General features: G+C 63.0%; 17 protein-coding genes. 9 read left to right on the top strand and 8 right to left on the bottom strand.

Annotation, left to right across the window (positions count from 1 at the left end):
- Positions 1-762: an SDR family oxidoreductase gene (locus ACIQUG_RS08610; RefSeq protein WP_402319719.1), complete on the bottom strand. Its 762-nt coding sequence runs from the start codon at positions 760-762 to the stop codon at positions 1-3.
- Positions 763-879: 117 nt separating this feature from the next.
- Between ACIQUG_RS08610 and ACIQUG_RS08605 the strand changes: the two genes are divergently transcribed.
- Entirely contained in the window at positions 880-1,770 is an 891-nt protein-coding gene (locus ACIQUG_RS08605) for a LysR substrate-binding domain-containing protein (RefSeq protein WP_402319716.1), read from the top strand.
- Between the two features lie 81 nt (positions 1,771-1,851).
- Here the strand turns inward: ACIQUG_RS08605 and carA are convergent, their stop codons facing one another.
- Positions 1,852-3,057 (bottom strand): glutamine-hydrolyzing carbamoyl-phosphate synthase small subunit, encoded by a 1,206-nt coding sequence (gene carA / locus ACIQUG_RS08600; protein ID WP_402319713.1) that lies wholly within the window; start codon positions 3,055-3,057, stop codon positions 1,852-1,854.
- Between the two features lie 328 nt (positions 3,058-3,385).
- Between carA and ACIQUG_RS08595 the strand changes: the two genes are divergently transcribed.
- The gene (locus ACIQUG_RS08595; RefSeq protein WP_192446875.1) at positions 3,386-3,835 is read left to right on the top strand and encodes a GatB/YqeY domain-containing protein; all 450 of its coding nucleotides are present in this window, start codon (positions 3,386-3,388) and stop codon (positions 3,833-3,835) included.
- Between the two features lie 6 nt (positions 3,836-3,841).
- Here the strand turns inward: ACIQUG_RS08595 and ACIQUG_RS08590 are convergent, their stop codons facing one another.
- On the bottom strand, positions 3,842-4,747 hold the full coding sequence (locus ACIQUG_RS08590) for a hypothetical protein (protein ID WP_402319710.1): 906 nt from the start codon (positions 4,745-4,747) through the stop codon (positions 3,842-3,844).
- A 215-nt stretch (positions 4,748-4,962) separates the two neighbouring features.
- Here ACIQUG_RS08590 and dnaG point away from each other — a divergent pair, with 215 nt between their 5' ends.
- On the top strand, positions 4,963-6,975 hold the full coding sequence (gene dnaG, locus ACIQUG_RS08585; RefSeq protein ID WP_402319707.1) for a DNA primase: 2,013 nt from the start codon (positions 4,963-4,965) through the stop codon (positions 6,973-6,975).
- A gap of 58 nt (positions 6,976-7,033) precedes the next feature.
- Here the strand turns inward: dnaG and ACIQUG_RS08580 are convergent, their stop codons facing one another.
- A complete protein-coding gene (locus tag ACIQUG_RS08580; protein WP_043624522.1) occupies positions 7,034-7,873 on the bottom strand; it encodes a hypothetical protein in 840 nt (279 codons plus the stop codon).
- Positions 7,874-8,071: 198 nt separating this feature from the next.
- Between ACIQUG_RS08580 and recQ the strand changes: the two genes are divergently transcribed.
- A complete protein-coding gene (gene recQ, locus ACIQUG_RS08575; protein ID WP_402319704.1) occupies positions 8,072-9,949 on the top strand; it encodes a DNA helicase RecQ in 1,878 nt (625 codons plus the stop codon).
- Positions 9,950-10,169: 220 nt separating this feature from the next.
- Here the strand turns inward: recQ and ACIQUG_RS08570 are convergent, their stop codons facing one another.
- Positions 10,170-10,460, bottom strand: a complete 291-nt coding sequence (locus ACIQUG_RS08570; protein ID WP_402319701.1) for a GIY-YIG nuclease family protein — start codon at positions 10,458-10,460, stop codon at positions 10,170-10,172.
- A 69-nt stretch (positions 10,461-10,529) separates the two neighbouring features.
- The gene (locus ACIQUG_RS08565) at positions 10,530-10,793 is read right to left on the bottom strand and encodes a hypothetical protein (protein WP_402319699.1); all 264 of its coding nucleotides are present in this window, start codon (positions 10,791-10,793) and stop codon (positions 10,530-10,532) included.
- Here ACIQUG_RS08565 and ACIQUG_RS08560 point away from each other — a divergent pair.
- Both ACIQUG_RS08560 and tdh read left to right on the top strand, forming a co-directional pair.
- On the top strand, positions 10,792-11,979 hold the full coding sequence (locus ACIQUG_RS08560) for a glycine C-acetyltransferase (RefSeq protein WP_402319696.1): 1,188 nt from the start codon (positions 10,792-10,794) through the stop codon (positions 11,977-11,979). The two genes, ACIQUG_RS08565 and ACIQUG_RS08560, sit on opposite strands and share 2 nt — an antisense overlap.
- An 11-nt stretch (positions 11,980-11,990) precedes the next feature.
- Positions 11,991-13,025, top strand: coding sequence for an L-threonine 3-dehydrogenase (gene tdh / locus ACIQUG_RS08555; protein ID WP_402319694.1), 1,035 nt, complete (start codon positions 11,991-11,993; stop codon positions 13,023-13,025).
- A 37-nt stretch (positions 13,026-13,062) separates the two neighbouring features.
- Here the strand turns inward: tdh and ACIQUG_RS08550 are convergent, their stop codons facing one another.
- Complete coding sequence (locus ACIQUG_RS08550) at positions 13,063-13,521, bottom strand: hypothetical protein (protein ID WP_402319691.1); 459 nt, start codon at positions 13,519-13,521, stop codon at positions 13,063-13,065.
- A 217-nt stretch (positions 13,522-13,738) separates the two neighbouring features.
- Between ACIQUG_RS08550 and ACIQUG_RS08545 the strand changes: the two genes are divergently transcribed.
- The 3 genes from ACIQUG_RS08545 (at position 13,739) to ACIQUG_RS08535 (ending at position 17,091) form a co-directional block, all read left to right on the top strand.
- Positions 13,739-14,083, top strand: a complete 345-nt coding sequence (locus ACIQUG_RS08545; RefSeq protein WP_043613295.1) for a GFA family protein — start codon at positions 13,739-13,741, stop codon at positions 14,081-14,083.
- Positions 14,084-14,545: 462 nt separating this feature from the next.
- Entirely contained in the window at positions 14,546-16,603 is a 2,058-nt protein-coding gene (gene rpoD, locus ACIQUG_RS08540) for an RNA polymerase sigma factor RpoD (RefSeq protein WP_043613292.1), read from the top strand.
- Between the two features lie 194 nt (positions 16,604-16,797).
- On the top strand, positions 16,798-17,091 hold the full coding sequence (locus ACIQUG_RS08535; protein WP_034803438.1) for a GYD domain-containing protein: 294 nt from the start codon (positions 16,798-16,800) through the stop codon (positions 17,089-17,091).
- Between the two features lie 55 nt (positions 17,092-17,146).
- Here the strand turns inward: ACIQUG_RS08535 and ACIQUG_RS08530 are convergent, their stop codons facing one another.
- Positions 17,147-17,953, bottom strand: coding sequence for a DUF2066 domain-containing protein (locus ACIQUG_RS08530; RefSeq protein ID WP_402319686.1), 807 nt, complete (start codon positions 17,951-17,953; stop codon positions 17,147-17,149).
- Positions 17,954-17,962: the final 9 nt, after the last annotated feature.

Below are 17,962 nucleotides of genomic sequence, written 5' to 3'. Positions count from 1 at the left end.
TCAGGCGGCAGGCGACAATTGCTGGCCAAGGCCACCATCGACGGTCAGGCGTGCGCCGGTGGTGAAGGTGGCGTCGAAGGCGAGGAAGAGCACGGCGCGGGCGACCTCGTCCGCCGTGCCGTTGCGGCCCATCGGCGTGATCGCATCGCCGAGCGCCTTGAACTCGGCACGCTCGGCGTCGGTGACGCCTGCCACGCCCTTGGTCGGCGTATCGATGAAGCCCGGGCTGACCGAGTTCACCCTAATGCCGCGCGGCAGAAGTTCGGCGGCAAAGACGGAGGCAAACGAGATCAGCGCCGCCTTGCTGCCGCTATAGACCGCCATTCCCGGATGGCCGCCGACATCGGCAACCGACGAGGTGAAGACGATCGAGCCGCCGTCGCGGATCAGAGGCGCCAGCCGCTGGACGGTGAAGAAGGCGCCCTTGGTGTTGATGGTGAACTGGCGATCGTAGGATGCTTCCGTCACCTGGTCGAACGGCTCGAGCAGCGATGTGCCGGCGTTGACGTGCAGGAGGTCGATCGAACCCAGCTTCTGCCCGACCGCCGCCCCGAGCACGGCGATCTCGCCGAGGTCGGCGATATCCGATTTTACCGCATGAACGCGGTCGCCGAAGCGCTGCTGGATCCGGGCGAGGTTCTCTTCGTTGTTTCCGGTCAGGAGCACCTCGGCGCCGCCGTTGACGAGACGCTCGACCGTCGCCAGGCCCATGCCATGCGTGCCGCCGATGACCACGGCTTTCTTGTCTTGATAGATACCCATTGTCTCTCTTCCTTCGATATCAAGCTTCGATGAGGAAGAGATAATTTTATGGACGATGTTGCGTAAGACGGGCAAATGTGGATGTATCGTTCACATCTGCAGACATTGGGAGCCGCGATGCGCAATCTCAACGACTTCATCGTCTTTGTTCATGTGGTCGATCACAAGGGGTTCGCGCCGGCGGCGCGGGCGCTGAACGTGCCGAAATCGACGCTGAGCAAGCGCGTGGCCGAGCTGGAAAAGACGCTTGGCGTCCGGCTGATCAACCGAACGTCGCGCCGCTTCACCGTGACGGAGATAGGCGAGGATTTCTACCGGCATGCCTCGGCGATGTTGATAGAGGCGGAGGCGGCCGAAGCCATCGTCAAGGGCCGTCTTGCCGAGCCGAGCGGCACGGTCAGGATCACCGCCTCGGTGCCGACGGCGCAGATGATGCTGGCCGGGCTGCTGCCGCCGCTGGCGAAGACCTATCCCAAGATGAAGGTGATGTTGCACGCGACGGATCGTTTCGTCGATGTGGTGCAAGAGGGCTTCGATATCGCGGTGCGCGATCACTTCGCGCCGTTGCCCGATTCCGGCATGGTACAGCGGCGGGTGGCAACGGATGCGATCCTCCTGGTGGCGGCGCCGGCCTATCTGGAAAGCAGCGGGCATCCGCGCGAGCCCAGCGACCTTTCGCATCACGACGGGCTGCTTGCCTCCTTGAGTGCAGAGGGATGGACGATGCGCAACGATGCGGGCGTGGTCGTCAGGGTTCGGCCAATGCCGCGGTTTCTCGCGGACGAATCCAACGTGTTACTCGAGGCTGCCGTCTCCGGTCTTGGCATCACCGCGTTGCCGCGAAAGATCTGTCGGGCGGCAATCGAAGCCGGAAGTCTCGTGCGCGTGCTTGCGGACTGGGAGGCCGGCAGCGTGACGACGACGCTGTTGATGCCGCACCGGCGTGGGCAACTGCCGTCGGTCCGCGCCGTCGTCGACTTCATCGTCGCGCATCTGCAGGAAGGGTGAGTTCGGCGGCAACGAAGGCGCACGCTCGAAAAGAAAAGGCCCGCTCTAAGCGGGCCCTGGAAGCTTGTCTCGATCGGTCGCTCAGCGTTCGGCCAGCGCCGGTTCGCCCTTCTTCTCGCGCACGAGGTTCATGAAGCGGCGGAAGAGGTAGTGGCTGTCCTGTGGGCCGGGGGAGGCTTCCGGGTGGTGCTGGACCGAGAACACCGGCTTGCCGGCGACGCGCAGGCCGCAATTGGTGCCGTCGAAGAGCGAAATGTGAGTCTCATCAACACCCTGCGGCAGCGACTTCGAATCGACCGCGAAGCCGTGGTTCATCGAGACGATCTCGACCTTGCCCGTGGTGTGGTCCTTGACCGGGTGGTTGGCGCCGTGGTGGCCCTGGTGCATCTTCTCGGTCTTGCCGCCGAGTGCCAGCGCCAGCATCTGGTGGCCGAGGCAGATGCCGAAGAGCGGGATATCGGTCTTCAAAAGGTCCTGGATGACCGGCACGGCGTATTTCCCGGTTGCTGCCGGGTCGCCGGGGCCGTTCGACAGGAAGATGCCGTCCGGCTTCTGCGCCAGCACTTCGTCGGCACTGGTCGTGGCGGGCATCACCGTCACGCGGGCATTGAGGCCGGCAAAGAGGCGCAGGATGTTGCGCTTCACGCCGTAGTCGAGCGCAACGATGTGGTAGGCCGCATCGGTTTCGCCGAGCGTCGAATAGCCTTCGTTCCAGACCCAGGGCTGCTCGTCCCAGCGCGACGACTGACCGGAGGTCGCGACCTTGGCGAGGTCGAGGCCTTCAAGGCCGCTCCAGGCCTTGGCTTCGGCCTTCAGCGTGTCGATATCGAAGACGCCCGAGGGATCGTGGGCGATGACGGCGTTCGGCATGCCGTTTTCGCGGATCCAGGCGGTGAGCGCGCGGGTGTCGATGCCGCAAAGGCCGATGATGCCGCGGGCCTTCAGCCAGACGTCGAGGTGCTTGGCGGCGCGGTAGTTCGACGGCTCGGTGATGTCGGCTTTGAAGATGACGCCGACCGCGCCGTGGCGTGCTGCCGGCGTCAGGTCTTCGATGTCTTCGTCATTGGCGCCGATGTTGCCGATGTGCGGGAAGGTGAAGGTGACGATCTGGCCGAGATAGGAGGGGTCCGTCAGGATTTCCTGGTAGCCGGTCAGCGCCGTGTTGAAGCAGACTTCCGCCTGCACCTTGCCGGTCGCGCCGATGCCCTTGCCCTCGATCACGGTGCCGTCGGCCAGAACGAGCAGTGCGGTTGGTTTTTCAGTGGTCCATGCGGGTGTCGCGGTCATCGTTCCTATCCCGTTGCGGCGTGGAGCGCGGGGGCTTGAAAGCCCGGCAGTCGATCGCCATTTCTTTGCTCAGGCATGGACGCGCGGAGACCCCGCGGAAAAGTGCTCTCATGCCGATGTTGTGCAGGTGCGGGAAAATACCCAAAGCGCTTAACCGGGTCAACCAGCCGCTGTGAATTGTCTGGAAATAAAATTCCTTATAATTCAAGCGGTTGCGTATTCCGTTTGATTGCACCTGTCACACTGGTTTAAGACGACGACAACAATAATGGTTTCGAACCGGTTCCGGGCAGAGCACCGCGGGCCGGTTTCGACATGGAGTATAGACATGCGCGACCTGTTCGCTGACGCACTGAAGGAAGCCCTCAAAGCCAAGGACGCACGGCGTACCTCGACCGTGCGGCTGATCCAGGCGGCGATCAAGGATCGGGACATTGCCAATCGGGGCCTCGGCAAGGACCCGGTCAGCGATGACGACATCCTGCAGATCCTCGCCAAGATGATCAAGCAGCGCGAGGAATCGGCTCGTATCTACGACGACGCCGGCCGGCCGGAGCTTGCCGCGCAGGAGCGTGAGGAAATCGTCATCATCAACCGGTTCCTGCCGGCCCAGCTTCCGGAAGCCAGGGTGAAGGAACTCTGCGCCTCGGTCATCGCCGAAACCGGCGCACATGGCCTGCGCGACATGGGCAAGTGCATGAACGTGCTCAAGGAGCGCTATCCCGGCCAGATGGACTTCGCCAAGGCCTCCGGCCTGGTGAAGGAACTGCTCAAGTAGCTCCGCTCAAGTGAGTGCCGGCGCCCGTCGCGATAGGACGGGCGTCGCCACCTCGGCTTTCGCCGGAAACGTCGCCTCGAAGGCGCGATCGATCAGGGCGAACTTCTCCGCCTGGTAATCCCAGTATTCACGGATGAAGGCTTTCGACAGCCAGACCGCGCCGCGTCCGGGCGTCCGCTCCCACCCCATATTTCCCAAAAGCGCTGCCTTGTCGAAGATCCGCTTGAGGTGGGTCTTGGAGATGATGAAGCGTTCGCTGAGATCGCTCGGCGAAACCGGCCCGATCGCGTGGCGCTCCGCCTCGGGGTCGAAGTCGCCGATGCGCGAGAAGAGATCGTCCATCACCACGCCGCCGGAATTGACCCAGGTGAAGAGGTCGAAGGTCGGGCCCGGACGGCGGACCGTGTCGTTGCCCACAAGCGCTGCGGCGACCGCGGCCTGCAGCCGCCCGAACCGGTCCTGCTCTTCGTTAAGCCGCGCCAGCCGCGACTGGCCGTCGAAGGCGTCGAGGATGGCCAGATGGGACTGCATCCATTTCCAGACATAGTCGAGTGCCGCCTCGGTGGGCTCCAGCGGCCGGCTGCGCTTGTCCGGCTGCACCGTGATGTAGCGGGCGAAGCGGTAGGCGACCATTTCCTGCACGAAGGATGCTGCGGTGTTGCGGCTGGCGATCCCGTGCATGACGGCATAGTTGATGAAACGGCCGCTGTAGAGGCCGCTCGAGGGATCATCCGGATCGCGGTCGTGATAGAGCGCAAGGCCGGATTGGGCCATCAGCCAGCGTTGCTGCGAGGCAAAGATCGAGGCGAGCCGTGGGTTTGCCGCATACATCTCCACCATGCCGCGCGCATAGCTCAGCACCGCGCTGAAGAAAGCCGGACTGGAGGCGAGCACTTTGACGGAAACGGCCATGGCAAGTGATCCAATTCGAGACGGCGAATTGATCCTTTTCGTCAAAGGGGTGTCAAGCGCTACTTTTGGTCTTTAGAAAATATTCACACACAACTTTTGATTGGTGATTCGACGTGCGATTCCCGTTTCGCTCCTGTGAATAGCGTGCAAGCAGGATCACCGTTGTAGCGCCCGCCGGCCATGCCGCCTATATGGAGGATCGACCAGAGGTATCCATGCGCTTTTCACAGTCCTTTCTTGACGAGATACGCGATCGCGTTCCGATTTCGGACGTGATTGCCAAGCGCGTTACCTGGGACCGGCGCAAGACCAACGTCTCGCGCGGCGACTATTGGGCCTGCTGCCCCTTTCACGGCGAGAAGTCGCCGAGCTTCCACTGCGAGGACCGCAAGGGCCGCTACCATTGCTTCGGCTGCGGTGTCTCGGGCGACCATTTCCGTTTTCTCACCGATCTCGAAGGCCTGAGCTTTCCGGAAGCCGTACAGCAGATCGCCGACATGGCGGGCGTTGCCATGCCGCAGCCGGATCCGCAGGCCGAGCGCCGGGAGAAGGAACGGACGAGCCTGCTCGACGTGATGGAAATGGCGACCGCGTATTTCGAAGACCAGCTCCAGACGGCGGGTGGCGCCAAGGCGCGCGCCTATCTGCGCGAGCGCGGGCTTACGGGGCGCACGATCGAGACCTTCCGTTTGGGCTACGCGCCCGACAGCCGCAATGCGCTCAAGGAACATCTCGCCGGCAAGGGCGTCGCCAAGGAGCAGATCGAGGCTTGCGGCCTCGTGGTGCACGGGCCGGACGTGCCGGTTTCCTACGACCGCTTCCGCGACCGCATCATGTTCCCGATCCTGTCGTCGCGCGAAAAGGTCATCGCGTTCGGTGGTCGGGCCATGTCGCCGGACGCGCCGGCCAAGTACCTCAATTCCAACGAGACGGAGCTCTTCCACAAGGGCAACGTTCTCTACAATTTCGCCCGCGCGCGCCGTGCTTCGCAAGGCGGCGCCCGCGACGCCGGCGGCGACGATGCGGCCGGAACGATCATCGCCGTCGAAGGCTACATGGACGTGATCGCGCTGCACCAGGCAGGTGTCGAAAACGCCGTGGCACCGCTCGGCACGGCGCTCACCGAAAACCAGCTCGATCTCTTGTGGAAGATGACGTCGCAGCCGGTGCTCTGCTTCGACGGCGATGGCGCAGGCATTCGCGCCGCCAACCGCGGCGTCGACCTGGCGCTGCCGCACTTGAAGCCCGGCCGCTCGGTCCGCTTCGCCATGCTTCCAGATGGCAAGGATCCCGACGATCTCGTGCGCCAGGAGGGCCGCGGGCCCTTCGACAAGGTGCTCGCCAATGCCCGTTCGCTGGCCGAGATGGTCTGGCAGCGCGAGGTCCAGGGCGGCGCCTTCGATACGCCGGAAAAGCGCGCCGAGCTCGAAGCGCGGCTGAAGCAGGTGACATCCGTGATCGCCGACGAAAGCGTGCGCCGGCACTATGGCCAGGATATGCGCGACCGGTTGCATGCCTTCCTGCAATCCTCAGGGGCAGGGCGGGGCGAGCGGCGTCCCTTCGAGCGTGGCGGTCGGCAGGGCGGTGGCGGCGGAGCGCGTGGCGCCGGTCAGCCACGGGGACCGAATGCGAGCGGGCCGACGGCGATTTCCGATCGGCTGGCGCGTTCGACGCTGGTCAGCGGACAACAGGTGGCCCCGCTTTTGAGAGAGAGCGTGCTGGCGCTTACGATCGTCAACCACCCGCAATTGCTGTTCGACGAGTATGACGAGATCTCGACGATCGAGTTCGATCACCGCGAGCTGCAGCGCTGCTGGGCGGCGGTGTTGAACGCTGCGGCCGCGCAGGGGCCACGACTCAACCGCGACGATCTGCTCGAACAGTTGCAGGGCGAGGGGTTTGGCGCGCTGATCGGCGCGATCGACCAGCAGATCCGCTATGCCAGGCTCTGGACGGCGACGACGGCGGCTGCGCCAGAGGATGCCCGCGAAGGTTATCTGCAGGCGCTGGCACTGCACCAACGCTCGAAGGCATTGCATTGGCAGGTGCGCGAGCTCGAACGTGAACTGGCCTATGCGACCGAGGAGGGCGACCTCGAAGCCGTGCCGCAGTTGCTGCGCACGCTTCAGGAGGTGCAGCACGAAGTGACGCGGCTTGAAAACCAGGAAGCGATCATCGAGGGCTTCGGCGTGCTGTCAGGCCGCGTGAAGGGGCCGGCGGCGCGCTAGCAGCTGGGTTTTTCCGGCCCGCACGGCGAAAGGATGCTTGTTCTCGACGAGGTCTCGACTACTCGCGCCAATGTTCGGCCACCCACGGCGATGGGCGAATGTAGTGGCGCAGGTAGCGAAACGCATTCTTCTCGTAACGGTCGGATGCAAACAGCCCGAGGATATGGCCGAGCGGCGTGGAGACCTTGTCCTTCTTGCCGAAGCGCCCCTCGATCGCATGCTGCGGCAGGATGTTGCGCGGGAACAGCACGACGCGTGCGTCCTTCGGCAGGCGCGGCGCCAGGAAGTAGTTGAGCGGGAACGGCCGGCGGCAGTCCTGCCGGAAATGCAAGACCCAGCGGCGGGGGAAGAGTTTGGCTCCGCCCGGCGCATTGCGCGTGACGAAGCGCTGTTCGAAACGGTACTCGTCGGCAATGCCTTGCGGGTCGGCGCGGAACCTCTCCTGCAATGGCACCAGCTTGCCGACCGGAAAGCGGAAAATCGAGGTCTGGCCGAGGCGCTCGAACGGCGTCGTCTGGTTGCGGGCGAGGATGACGTCGTCCGGTTCCCCCTGCTCGAAGAAACCATCGAGCGATCCGACGATGACCAGGTCGAGGTCCAGGAACAGGACGGGGCCCTTGAGATTGCCGAGCTTCGGGCCCCAGAGCCGCGACTTCTGCCAGATGCCGGGCGTGTTCTTGGGCATTTCGCCGATGTCCAGCGGCGGCAGGTCCTCGCAGAGAATTTCCGGACGCAATCCTTCGAAATTGTCGTTGAAGCAGGTGAAGGTGAAGGGTGGGGTGATGTTGCGCGCCACCATGGCGTAGAGCCGGTTGATGAACGGTGCGCCGTACTTCGTACCCCAATTGATGCAAATGACCTGCTTGACGCCGCCGCTCGCCGCGAGAATGTTCGCCATGGTGACTTCCTGATTTTTGCGGGTCACTAAAGTACTGATGTGTTATCAAGGTCAAGCTGGCAAACCGGGCAATCCCCGATGAAGCGCAGCAGGGCCTTCGGGGAAAAACAGCCCTTGTCTCTTCAGTTGCGGCAAGGGCTATGGCATTGCCTGCGCATGTGGCCATGATGGCCTAAGCTGATTCCCGAAGGAGATGTGATGGAGTTCGTCGAAAGGGCGACGCCCTCAAGAAGCGCTGCCAGCAAGCTCTTCGACGAAGCCGGCCAGGCACCGCTCGACGTGCTGAAGCGCGTTTATGGCTATTCCGCCTTTCGCGGCAGGCAGCAGGAAGTGGTCGAGCATGTGACCGCTGGTGGCGATGCGGTCGTTCTCTTTCCGACCGGCGCCGGCAAGTCGCTTTGCTTCCAGATCCCGGCGCTCTGCCGCCCAGGCCTGGGTGTCGTCGTCTCGCCGCTGATCGCGCTGATGCGCGACCAGGTGGAGGCGCTGAAACAGCTCGGCGTCAATGCGGCTGCGCTGAATTCGTCGCTGACGCGCGAGGAGGCGATCGCGGTCAGGCGCCAGATCCACGACGGCACGCTCGACCTTCTCTATGTGACGCCGGAGCGGACCGTGACCGACGGGTTTTCCGATCTCATCGGCAATGCCCGCATCGCGCTTTTTGCCATCGACGAGGCGCACTGCGTTTCGCAGTGGGGCCATGACTTCCGCCCCGAGTACCGCGCACTCGGGCTGCTTGCCGAGCGCTATCCCGGCGTGCCGCGCATCGCGCTCACCGCCACTGCCGATCCGCATACGCGTGACGATATCGTCGAGCGGCTGGCGCTCAACAATGCCGAGGTTTTTACCACCAGCTTCGACCGGCCGAACATCGCCTATGAAATCGTCGAGCGCGACCAGCCGCGGCAGCAATTGCTGCGCTTTCTCTCCCGCTTCAAGGGCGCGTCCGGTATCGTCTATTGTCTGTCGCGCGCCAAGGTCGAAGATACGGCGGAATGGCTGAACGCGCAGGGCATCCGCGCGCTGCCCTATCACGCCGGTATGGACCGGACGCTTCGCGACAAGCACCAGGACGCTTTCTTGAAAGAAGAGAGCCTCTGCCTCGTTGCGACCGTCGCTTTCGGCATGGGCATCGACAAGCCCGACGTGCGCTATGTCGCCCATCTCGATCTGCCGGGATCGGTGGAGGCCTATTACCAGGAGACTGGGCGTGCGGGGCGCGACGGCCAGCCGTCGGAGGTCTGGATGGCCTATGGCATGGCCGACGTCTTGCAGCGCCGCCGGATGATCGACGAGGGTGGCGCGGCAGATGACATCAAGCGCATCGAGCGCGGCAAGCTCAATGCGCTGCTTGCGATCTGCGAGACCGCCGGCTGCCGCCGCCAGGCGATCCTCGCGCATTTCGGCGAGGCGCATCCCGGCCGCTGCGGCCATTGCGACACATGCCTGAAACCGGTCGAGACCTGGGACGGGACGGAAGCGGCGATCAAGGCGCTGGCGGCGGTCTATCGCACCGGCGAGCGTTTCGGCACCGGTCATGTGGTCGATGTGCTGATGGGCACGGTCAACGAGAAGACCGAGCGTTTCGGCCATGTCGACATGCCGGTCTTCGGCGCCGGCAAGGACCTGCCGGCTCGCACCTGGCAATCGGTCTTCCGGCAGTTGCTGGCGGCAGGACTTGTCAGTGTCGATCATGCCGCCTTCGGGGCGATAAAGCTCGAACCGGACGCACGCGCCGTGTTCAAGCGCGAGCGCCAGGTGTTTTTCCGCAAGGACCGCCCGACCTCCGGCAAGGCCGCGCGTGGAGCGAAGTCGGGTGCGCAACGCGAACGGGCGGATCTCGCCGGTTCCGATCTCGAACTCTTCGAACTGCTCCGCGCCGAGCGCTTCTCGATCGCCAAGGAGTTGAACGTCCCGCCCTATGTCGTCTTCCCCGACGCGACCTTGATTGCGCTTGCCAAGGAGCGCCCGCGCGGCTTCGACGAATTGCTCGACATTCCCGGCATCGGTGAAAGCAAACGCGAACGCTACGGCGAGGCATTCCTCGCGGTCATCGACGGGTACGTGGAGGGGTGAAGGCGGTCGCGCGCGCGACATTCACGTCAGGATCGCTGAACGCAGCGCGTTGCCTTGACTTTGAGGCCGTCGCGCTGATGGTCTTGATTGGCCTCTCGCGCCGCAGACGCGGCGCTGCTGGATTCCTGTGACAAGCACAGGAATGAGGGAGGAGGGGAGGCTCAGTCTATTATCCCATCGCTGCGGATGGAGCTCCCTTCGCAGATCGGGATAGCAGGTATCACAACGCGTGCAGATGGTTCGAAATGTCGAGCCATTCCGGATTGATCGCCTCGATCAGGTTCACCTTCCACTTCCGCGGCCACTTCTTCATCGTCTTTTCGCGGGTGATTGCCGTGGTCAGCAGATCGAACTCCTCGAACCAGACAAGGGTTTTCACATCGTACCTGGATGTGAACCCGGGCGTCAGTTCGTTCTGGTGCTCATAAAGACGGCCGGGGAGGTCGCGGGTGACCCCAATATACAGCGTACCGTTCCGCCTGGATGCTAGGATGTAAACATACCCCTTCATATCCTCAGGCTGCCGAAATTGCGGACGGTTTCAAGTAGAAATTGTAGATTGTGACGGGGTCGCTAAAATTCAGCCCTCATTCCTGTGCTTGTCACAGGAATCCAGCAGCGCCGCGTCGGCGGCGCGAGGAATGGTGAGCATCCAGCTCGAAGCCGGACAGAAAATGTCCCTCAGGGTACCCGAAGCGACACAATCCATCGCCATCAGCGTCTCGCCATGAAATGCCCTGTCGTTTTTACGCTGGATCCGGTCAAGCGCCGGATTTTGCTGCAAGTCAAAAGCCGTCGTGATACTCGTCAGGCACGCGATGTTTTCTTGAAGCGAGAGCACCATGACTTCAGCCTTCCTCTCCCATCTCCGTTCAGAACTCGAGGGCCTGAAGTCATCAGGGCTGTACAAGGCGGAGCGTGTGATCACCTCGAAGCAGGCGGGTGAGATCAAGGTCGCCTCGGGCGAGCGGGTGCTCAACTTCTGCGCCAACAACTATCTCGGCTTGGCCGACAACGAAGAACTGGCCGAGGCCGGCAAGCAGGCGCTCGACCGCTACGGCTACGGCATGGCCTCGGTGCGCTTCATCTGCGGCACGCAGGAGGAGCATAAACAGCTGGAAGCGCGCATTTCGTCCTTCCTCGGGATGGAAGACACGATCCTCTATTCGTCGTGTTTCGACGCCAATGGCGGCCTGTTCGAAACGCTCTTGGGCGAAGAGGATGCGATCATCTCCGACGCGCTCAACCATGCCTCGATCATCGACGGCGTGCGGCTGTCGAAGGCCAAGCGCTTCCGTTATGCCAACAACGACATGGCGGCGCTGGAAGAGGAACTGAAGAAGGCCGAGGGCAGCCGCTTCAAGCTGATCGCCACCGACGGCGTGTTCTCGATGGATGGCATCATCGCCAATCTCCAAGGGGTCTGCGACCTCGCCGACAAGTACGGCGCCATGGTCATGGTCGACGACAGCCATGCGGTCGGTTTCGTCGGCAAGAATGGCCGTGGCTCGGCCGAACATTGCGGCGTCGAAGGCCGGATCGACATCATCACCGGCACGCTCGGCAAGGCACTTGGCGGTGCCTCCGGCGGTTACACCTCGGGCAAGGCGGAGGTGGTCGACTGGCTGCGTCAGCGCTCGCGCCCCTATCTGTTCTCCAACACGCTGGCGCCGGTGATTGCCGCGGCATCGCTGAAAGTCTTCGACCTGATCGACAACGGCGATGCGCTTCGCGAGCGGCTATACGCCAATGCCAGCCTGTTCCGCACCGAGATGTCAAAGCTCGGCTTTACGCTCGCCGGCGAAGGCCATCCGATCATCCCTGTCATGCTCGGCGATGCAGCCCTTGCCCAGGAGATGGCGGCACGCATGCTGAAGAAGGGCGTCTATGTCATCGGCTTCTCCTTCCCGGTGGTGCCGAAGGGCCAGGCGCGCATCCGCACGCAGATGTCGGCGGCCCACAGCGAACAGGACGTGCGCCGGGCGATCGCCGCCTTCGAAGAGGTCGGCCGCGACCTCGGCGTGATCTGAGGGAGAGACCGATGACGAACATGATGAAGGCGCTGGTGAAGTCGAAGGCCGAAGTGGGCTTGTGGATGGAGCGGGTACCGGTGCCGGAGATCGGCCCGAACGACGTGCTGATCAAGGTCAAGAAGTCGGCGATCTGCGGCACCGACGTGCACATCTGGAACTGGGACCAGTGGGCGCAGAAGACCATTCCGGTGCCGATGGTCGTCGGTCACGAGTTCATGGGCGAGATCGCCGAGGTCGGCTCTGCCGTCACCAAGTACCATGTCGGTGAGCGGGTCTCGGGCGAGGGGCACATCGTCTGCGGCAAGTGCCGCAACTGCCGCGCCGGCCGCGGACACCTCTGCCGCAACACGCTCGGCGTCGGCGTCAACCGGCCGGGCTCGTTCGGCGAGTTCGTCTGCCTGCCGGAATACAACGTCGTGCCGATCCCCGAGGACGTGCCCGACGAAGTCGCCGCCATCTTCGATCCGTTCGGCAATGCAGTGCACACGGCCTTGTCCTTCGATCTCGTCGGCGAGGACGTGCTGGTGACCGGCGCCGGCCCGATCGGCATCATGGGGGCGATGGTCGCCAAGCGCTCGGGCGCGCGCAAGGTTGTGATCACCGACATCAACCCGACGCGCCTCGCGCTCGCCAAAAGCGTCGGCATCGATCATGTCGTCGACGCGTCGAAGGAAAACCTTGCCGACGTGATGAAGGCGATCGGCATGACCGAGGGTTTTGACGTCGGGCTTGAAATGTCCGGTGCCGCACCCGCCTTCCGCGACATGATCGACAAGATGAACAATGGCGGCAAGATCGCCATCCTCGGCATTGCACCGGCGGGCTTCGAGATCGACTGGAACAAGGTGATCTTCAAGATGCTCAACCTCAAGGGCATCTACGGCCGCGAGATGTTCGAGACCTGGTACAAGATGATCGCCTTCGTTCAGGGCGGCCTCGACCTTGCCCCGGTCATCACCCATCGCATCACCATCGACGAATTCCGCGACGGCTTCGAAGCGATGCGCTCCGGCAACTCCGGAAAGGTCGTCATGGACTGGTGAGGCCCAAAGGGCCGTTGCACCCGTGAGGGGCGGCGGCTCAGTTGGCAAGGCCGAACTGGATCTCGATCTCGTGATAGCGGGCGCCCTGGCCCGCCCAGCGATGGTAGATTTCGCGGCTCTCGCCGGAGAAATTGTGCCTGGACATTTCGATCTTTGCGACCAGCGGCGCGTAGCCTTGGGTGAAAAGGCTGCGCATCGGACCCTGGTGCAGCGTGGACGCCACCATGATCGGCTCCAGTTCGACCAGATCGAGCTTACCGCAATAATCCTTGCCGCCGGAGACCGGGCGGCAGATCCGCCAGTCGAACAGGGTCTTGGCGTTTTTCGGCAGGTTCTGCGCGATGAAGATCCAGGGGCCTGCCGGCGTCAGACCGGCGCGCTCCATCTCCGCCTCGATGACAGGCGCCAGTGCGGCGCTCTCGCCTTTGACATCGGCTATGGTGAGCCGCCGCGCGATCGATAGCACGCGCATGGCGTCGGTTTCCTTGATGAGCATTCGAGCCTCCGTTTCGGAGCGAAGTTCCTGCGCGATCAGCTCAAGCGCAAGCGAAAAGCGGGAATAATCTTGCGAGTTTGCATCGATAATCGGCTCCTTCGGGAATCGTTTTGCGTGCATGCGCCTGGCTGCTGCCTGCGCTTGCTTGAGGGCAGGGACGCCCTATCTTGGTGGCAGAGGCGGCGTCGTTGCGCCGGGGAGAAGAGGAGAAGCCTGCATGCGTTATGAGGGAAGCTGTCACTGCGGCAAGATCGCCTTCGAGGTGGAAGGGGAATTCAACGAAGCGATCGACTGCAATTGTTCGCTCTGCCGTCGCCGTGGCGGGCTTCTGGCCTTCGTTGCCCGCGACAAGCTGACGCTGACGACGCCGGAAGCGGACCTCTCGACCTACCTCTTCAACAAGCATGTGATCCAGCACCGATTCTGCGACACCTGCGGCATCGCGCCGTTCGGCGAGGGCGACGGGCCGCATGGGAAGATGGCGGCGGTCAACCTGCGCTGCCTGCCCGAATTTGATATCGAGGCGGTGAAGGTCGTCAAGTATGACGGCCGATCGGTTTAGAATCGGGCCGGAAAATGCAGCTCTGGTTGCGCGTGCGGATATGGCACAACGAGACCTTGCCGATTAAATTGTTGCTACCCTTGTCTTTTGGCGGGCAGCGCCTACATCTTCAGCGGAAGCTGATAAACCCCAAAAAGCGATAGGAACGGTGATTTTTACCGAATCATCCGGTTTTTCAGCGGAAATGCTTGACGGGATCGAAAATTCTGGGAATCACCATTTCCGAATAAGAAATGGCGAGATGACACGGCGGTTAGGGAATCATGCCAGAGACGTTTCAGTGGCAGGACTGTCGGAGCTTGCCCGCTTTGCCACGAGTACACTCGTGGTTAAACAGGAATTAAACATCATCCCGTTACGTCAGGGGAAATGATTCGGTGGCGGGTGCGCGGCGCACCCGGACCTTCGAGCGGCATTGGCACCGGGCTCACGCCGGTTGCGACAAGGAAAGCGACGAACTAAATGGCAACCAAAGTCAAAGAAAACGAAGAAGCTGACGTAGAACGCGAAGGCGCTCCGGACGGCCCGCTTCTCGATCTTTCCGATGACGCTGTCAAGAAGATGATCAAGGCCGCCAAGAAGCGCGGCTACGTGACGATGGACGAGCTCAACTCGGTCCTTCCGTCCGAAGAAGTCACCTCCGAACAGATCGAAGACACGATGGCGATGCTGTCCGACATGGGCATCAACGTGATCGAGGATGAGGAAGCCGAAGAGGCAGCCAGCGGCGGTGACGACGAGGGCGGCGACGACGACGGCGACAGCGAAGGTGGCGAACTCGCGCCTTCCAGCGGCACGTCGCTTGCGACCAGCAAGAAGAAAGAGCCGACCGATCGTACCGACGATCCGGTGCGCATGTACCTGCGCGAAATGGGCTCGGTCGAGCTTCTCTCCCGCGAAGGCGAAATCGCGATTGCCAAGCGCATCGAGGCTGGCCGCGAGACGATGATCGCCGGTCTCTGTGAGAGCCCGCTGACCTTCCAGGCGCTGATCATCTGGCGCGACGAACTGAACGAAGGCCAGACGCTGCTGCGCGAGATCATCGATCTCGAAACCACCTATTCCGGTCCCGAGGCCAAGGCTGCACCGCAGTTCCAGAGCCCGGAAAAGATCGAGGCGGACCGCAAGGCTGCCGAGGAAAAGGAAAAGACCCGCAAGGTCCGTTCGCCTGCCAACGACGACGACATCACCAATGTCGGCGGCGATGTCATGCCGGCCGAAGAAGAAGAGGAAGACGACGACGAGTCGAACCTCTCGCTCGCCGCCATGGAAGCGGAACTGCGTCCGCAGGTCATGGAAACCCTCGACATCATTGCCGAGACCTACAAGAAGCTGCGCAAGCTGCAGGACCAGCAGGTGGAAGCCCGCCTTGCTGCCACCGGCACGCTTTCGCCCGCCCAGGAGCGCCGTTACAAGGAGCTCAAGGACGAGCTGATCAAGGCGGTCAAGTCGCTGTCGCTCAACCAAAACCGCGTCGACAGCCTGGTCGAGCAGCTCTACGACATCTCCAAGCGCCTGATGCAGAACGAAGGCCGCCTGCTGCGCCTTGCAGAAAGCTACGGCGTCAAGCGTGACTCGTTCCTGGAACAGTATTCGGGTGCCGAACTCGACCCGAACTGGATGAAGTCGATCAGCAACCTGGCCGGCAAGGGCTGGAAGGAATTCGCCAAGAGCGAAAACCAGACGATCCGCGACATCCGCCAGGAGATCCAGAACCTTGCGACCGAAACCGGCATCTCGATCGCCGAGTTCCGTCGGATCGTATCCATGGTGCAGAAGGGCGAGCGCGAAGCGCGTATCGCCAAGAAGGAAATGGTAGAAGCGAACCTGCGCCTCGTCATCTCCATCGCCAAGAAGTACACCAACCGCGGCCTGCAGTTCCTCGACCTCATCCAGGAAGGCAACATCGGCCTGATGAAGGCGGTCGACAAGTTCGAATACCGCCGCGGCTACAAGTTCTCGACCTACGCCACCTGGTGGATCCGTCAGGCGATCACCCGGTCGATCGCCGACCAGGCCCGCACGATCCGTATTCCGGTGCACATGATCGAGACGATCAACAAGATCGTCCGTACCTCGCGCCAGATGCTGCACGAGATCGGCCGCGAGCCGACGCCGGAAGAACTGGCCGAAAAGCTCGCCATGCCGCTCGAAAAGGTCCGCAAGGTCCTGAAGATCGCCAAGGAGCCGATCTCGCTCGAAACGCCTGTCGGTGACGAAGAAGACTCGCACCTCGGCGACTTCATCGAGGACAAGAACGCGCTGCTGCCGATCGACGCCGCCATCCAGGCGAACCTGCGCGAGACGACGACCCGCGTTCTCGCTTCGCTGACGCCGCGCGAAGAGCGCGTGCTGCGCATGCGCTTCGGCATCGGCATGAACACCGACCACACGCTCGAAGAAGTCGGCCAGCAGTTCTCGGTGACCCGCGAACGTATCCGTCAGATCGAGGCGAAGGCGCTTCGCAAGCTCAAGCATCCGAGCCGCTCCAGGAAGCTCAGAAGCTTCCTCGACAGCTAAAGTCGAGTACACGCAAAAGATCAAAAGCCGGGCCAAGTGCCCGGCTTTTTCGTTTCCGCCTCACCCATGCGATTTATTGTGGGTGCTTTCGCCGGGGAGTATAGTCGCCCCTTCGCAGTAATCTGGGGCACCCCGTCTTGTACGCGGGAGCAATCGCACCGCGGGCGTGAAGCGTGCCCCCGTGGAGGTGTCAGATGACGACGTATGTCATGCTCCTCAACTGGACCGAGCAAGGCGTCAAGAATGTGCGCGATTCCCCGAAGCGGCTCGACCTGGCACGAAATGTGCTCGGCGAGATGGGCGGCTCCTTCAAGCATTTCTTCCTGACCATGGGCGACTACGACATGGTGGCGATCGTCGAAGCGCCCGACGATGCGGTGGCCGCACGTTTCGCGCTCACGCTGGGCATGGCCGGCAATGTGCGCTCGACGACGCTGAAAGCCTTCCCTGAGGCTGCCTATCGCGAACTGATCGCCTCGCTTGGATGAGCAGCCGACGTTGCGGCCGTGCGGCAGATGGCGGTCATAACGCCGGATGCCTCATTCACGGCGCACCGTTTCCCGAGAGGATGCGGGCGGCGCCGCGCATGGCGTTGCGAAAGGCATCGTCGAAGCTGACGCCGCTCACTTGCCAGCGATAGCGCCTGCCGCCCGCGTCCATCTGCCATTGGGCGATCCAGCCGCGGGCAGCGTCGGACCAGACGAGCGTGCCGACAAGCGGCATGTCGCCGCCGGTCTGTGCCGCGGGCGAAAAGACCTGCGCGGGATCCGCTTGCGGCAGGGTGTCGAGCGCGGATTTGCGGGCAGTGACGGTCGCCGCATCCGGCAGCACGGCCGAGAGCGCCAGTGGCTCTGCCGCTGCCTGAAGCGAATCCACCATGTAGGGGCTTTCACTGCCGTCACGCGCCAGCACGAAGCGGCGCTGCTGGTCCTTGACCGCCAGCCACACGGCGATCCTGGGGCGAGGGGAGAGCCATGGCTTGCGGCCGAGGTCTGCGAGCAGCGGATCGAGCGTTGCCGGCCGATAGCGGCAGCTGAGATCATGCGGGCGGTCGTGCGTGCCCTGTTCGTCATGGATCGGGATGCCTTCGAGGCGGTCGCGATAGGAGAAGGTCGAAACGAAGCTGCCAGCCCTGGCCACCGCTGCAGCAAACCCGGGCGCCTCCGTGATCGCCGGATCGCCGGACAGTTTGACGAGCACCTCACGCAGGCATTCGCGAAAGCCGATTTCGCGGTTGGCTTCGCCCGTGCCGGTGACGATCGCGTCACTGCGATAAAGCGCATCGATGTCTGCCGCGCCGGCGCCGCCGCCGGCAAGGCAGAGGAGCGCCACGGCGAGTGCCGCGGCCATCGCTCTTTT

This window comes from Ensifer sp. NPDC090286 (assembly GCF_044769565.1).
In the GTDB taxonomy this organism is placed as follows: domain Bacteria; phylum Pseudomonadota; class Alphaproteobacteria; order Rhizobiales; family Rhizobiaceae; genus Ensifer.
The sequence above is the reverse complement of the archived record's forward strand: the minus strand, read 5'-3'. Positions and strand labels throughout refer to the sequence as shown.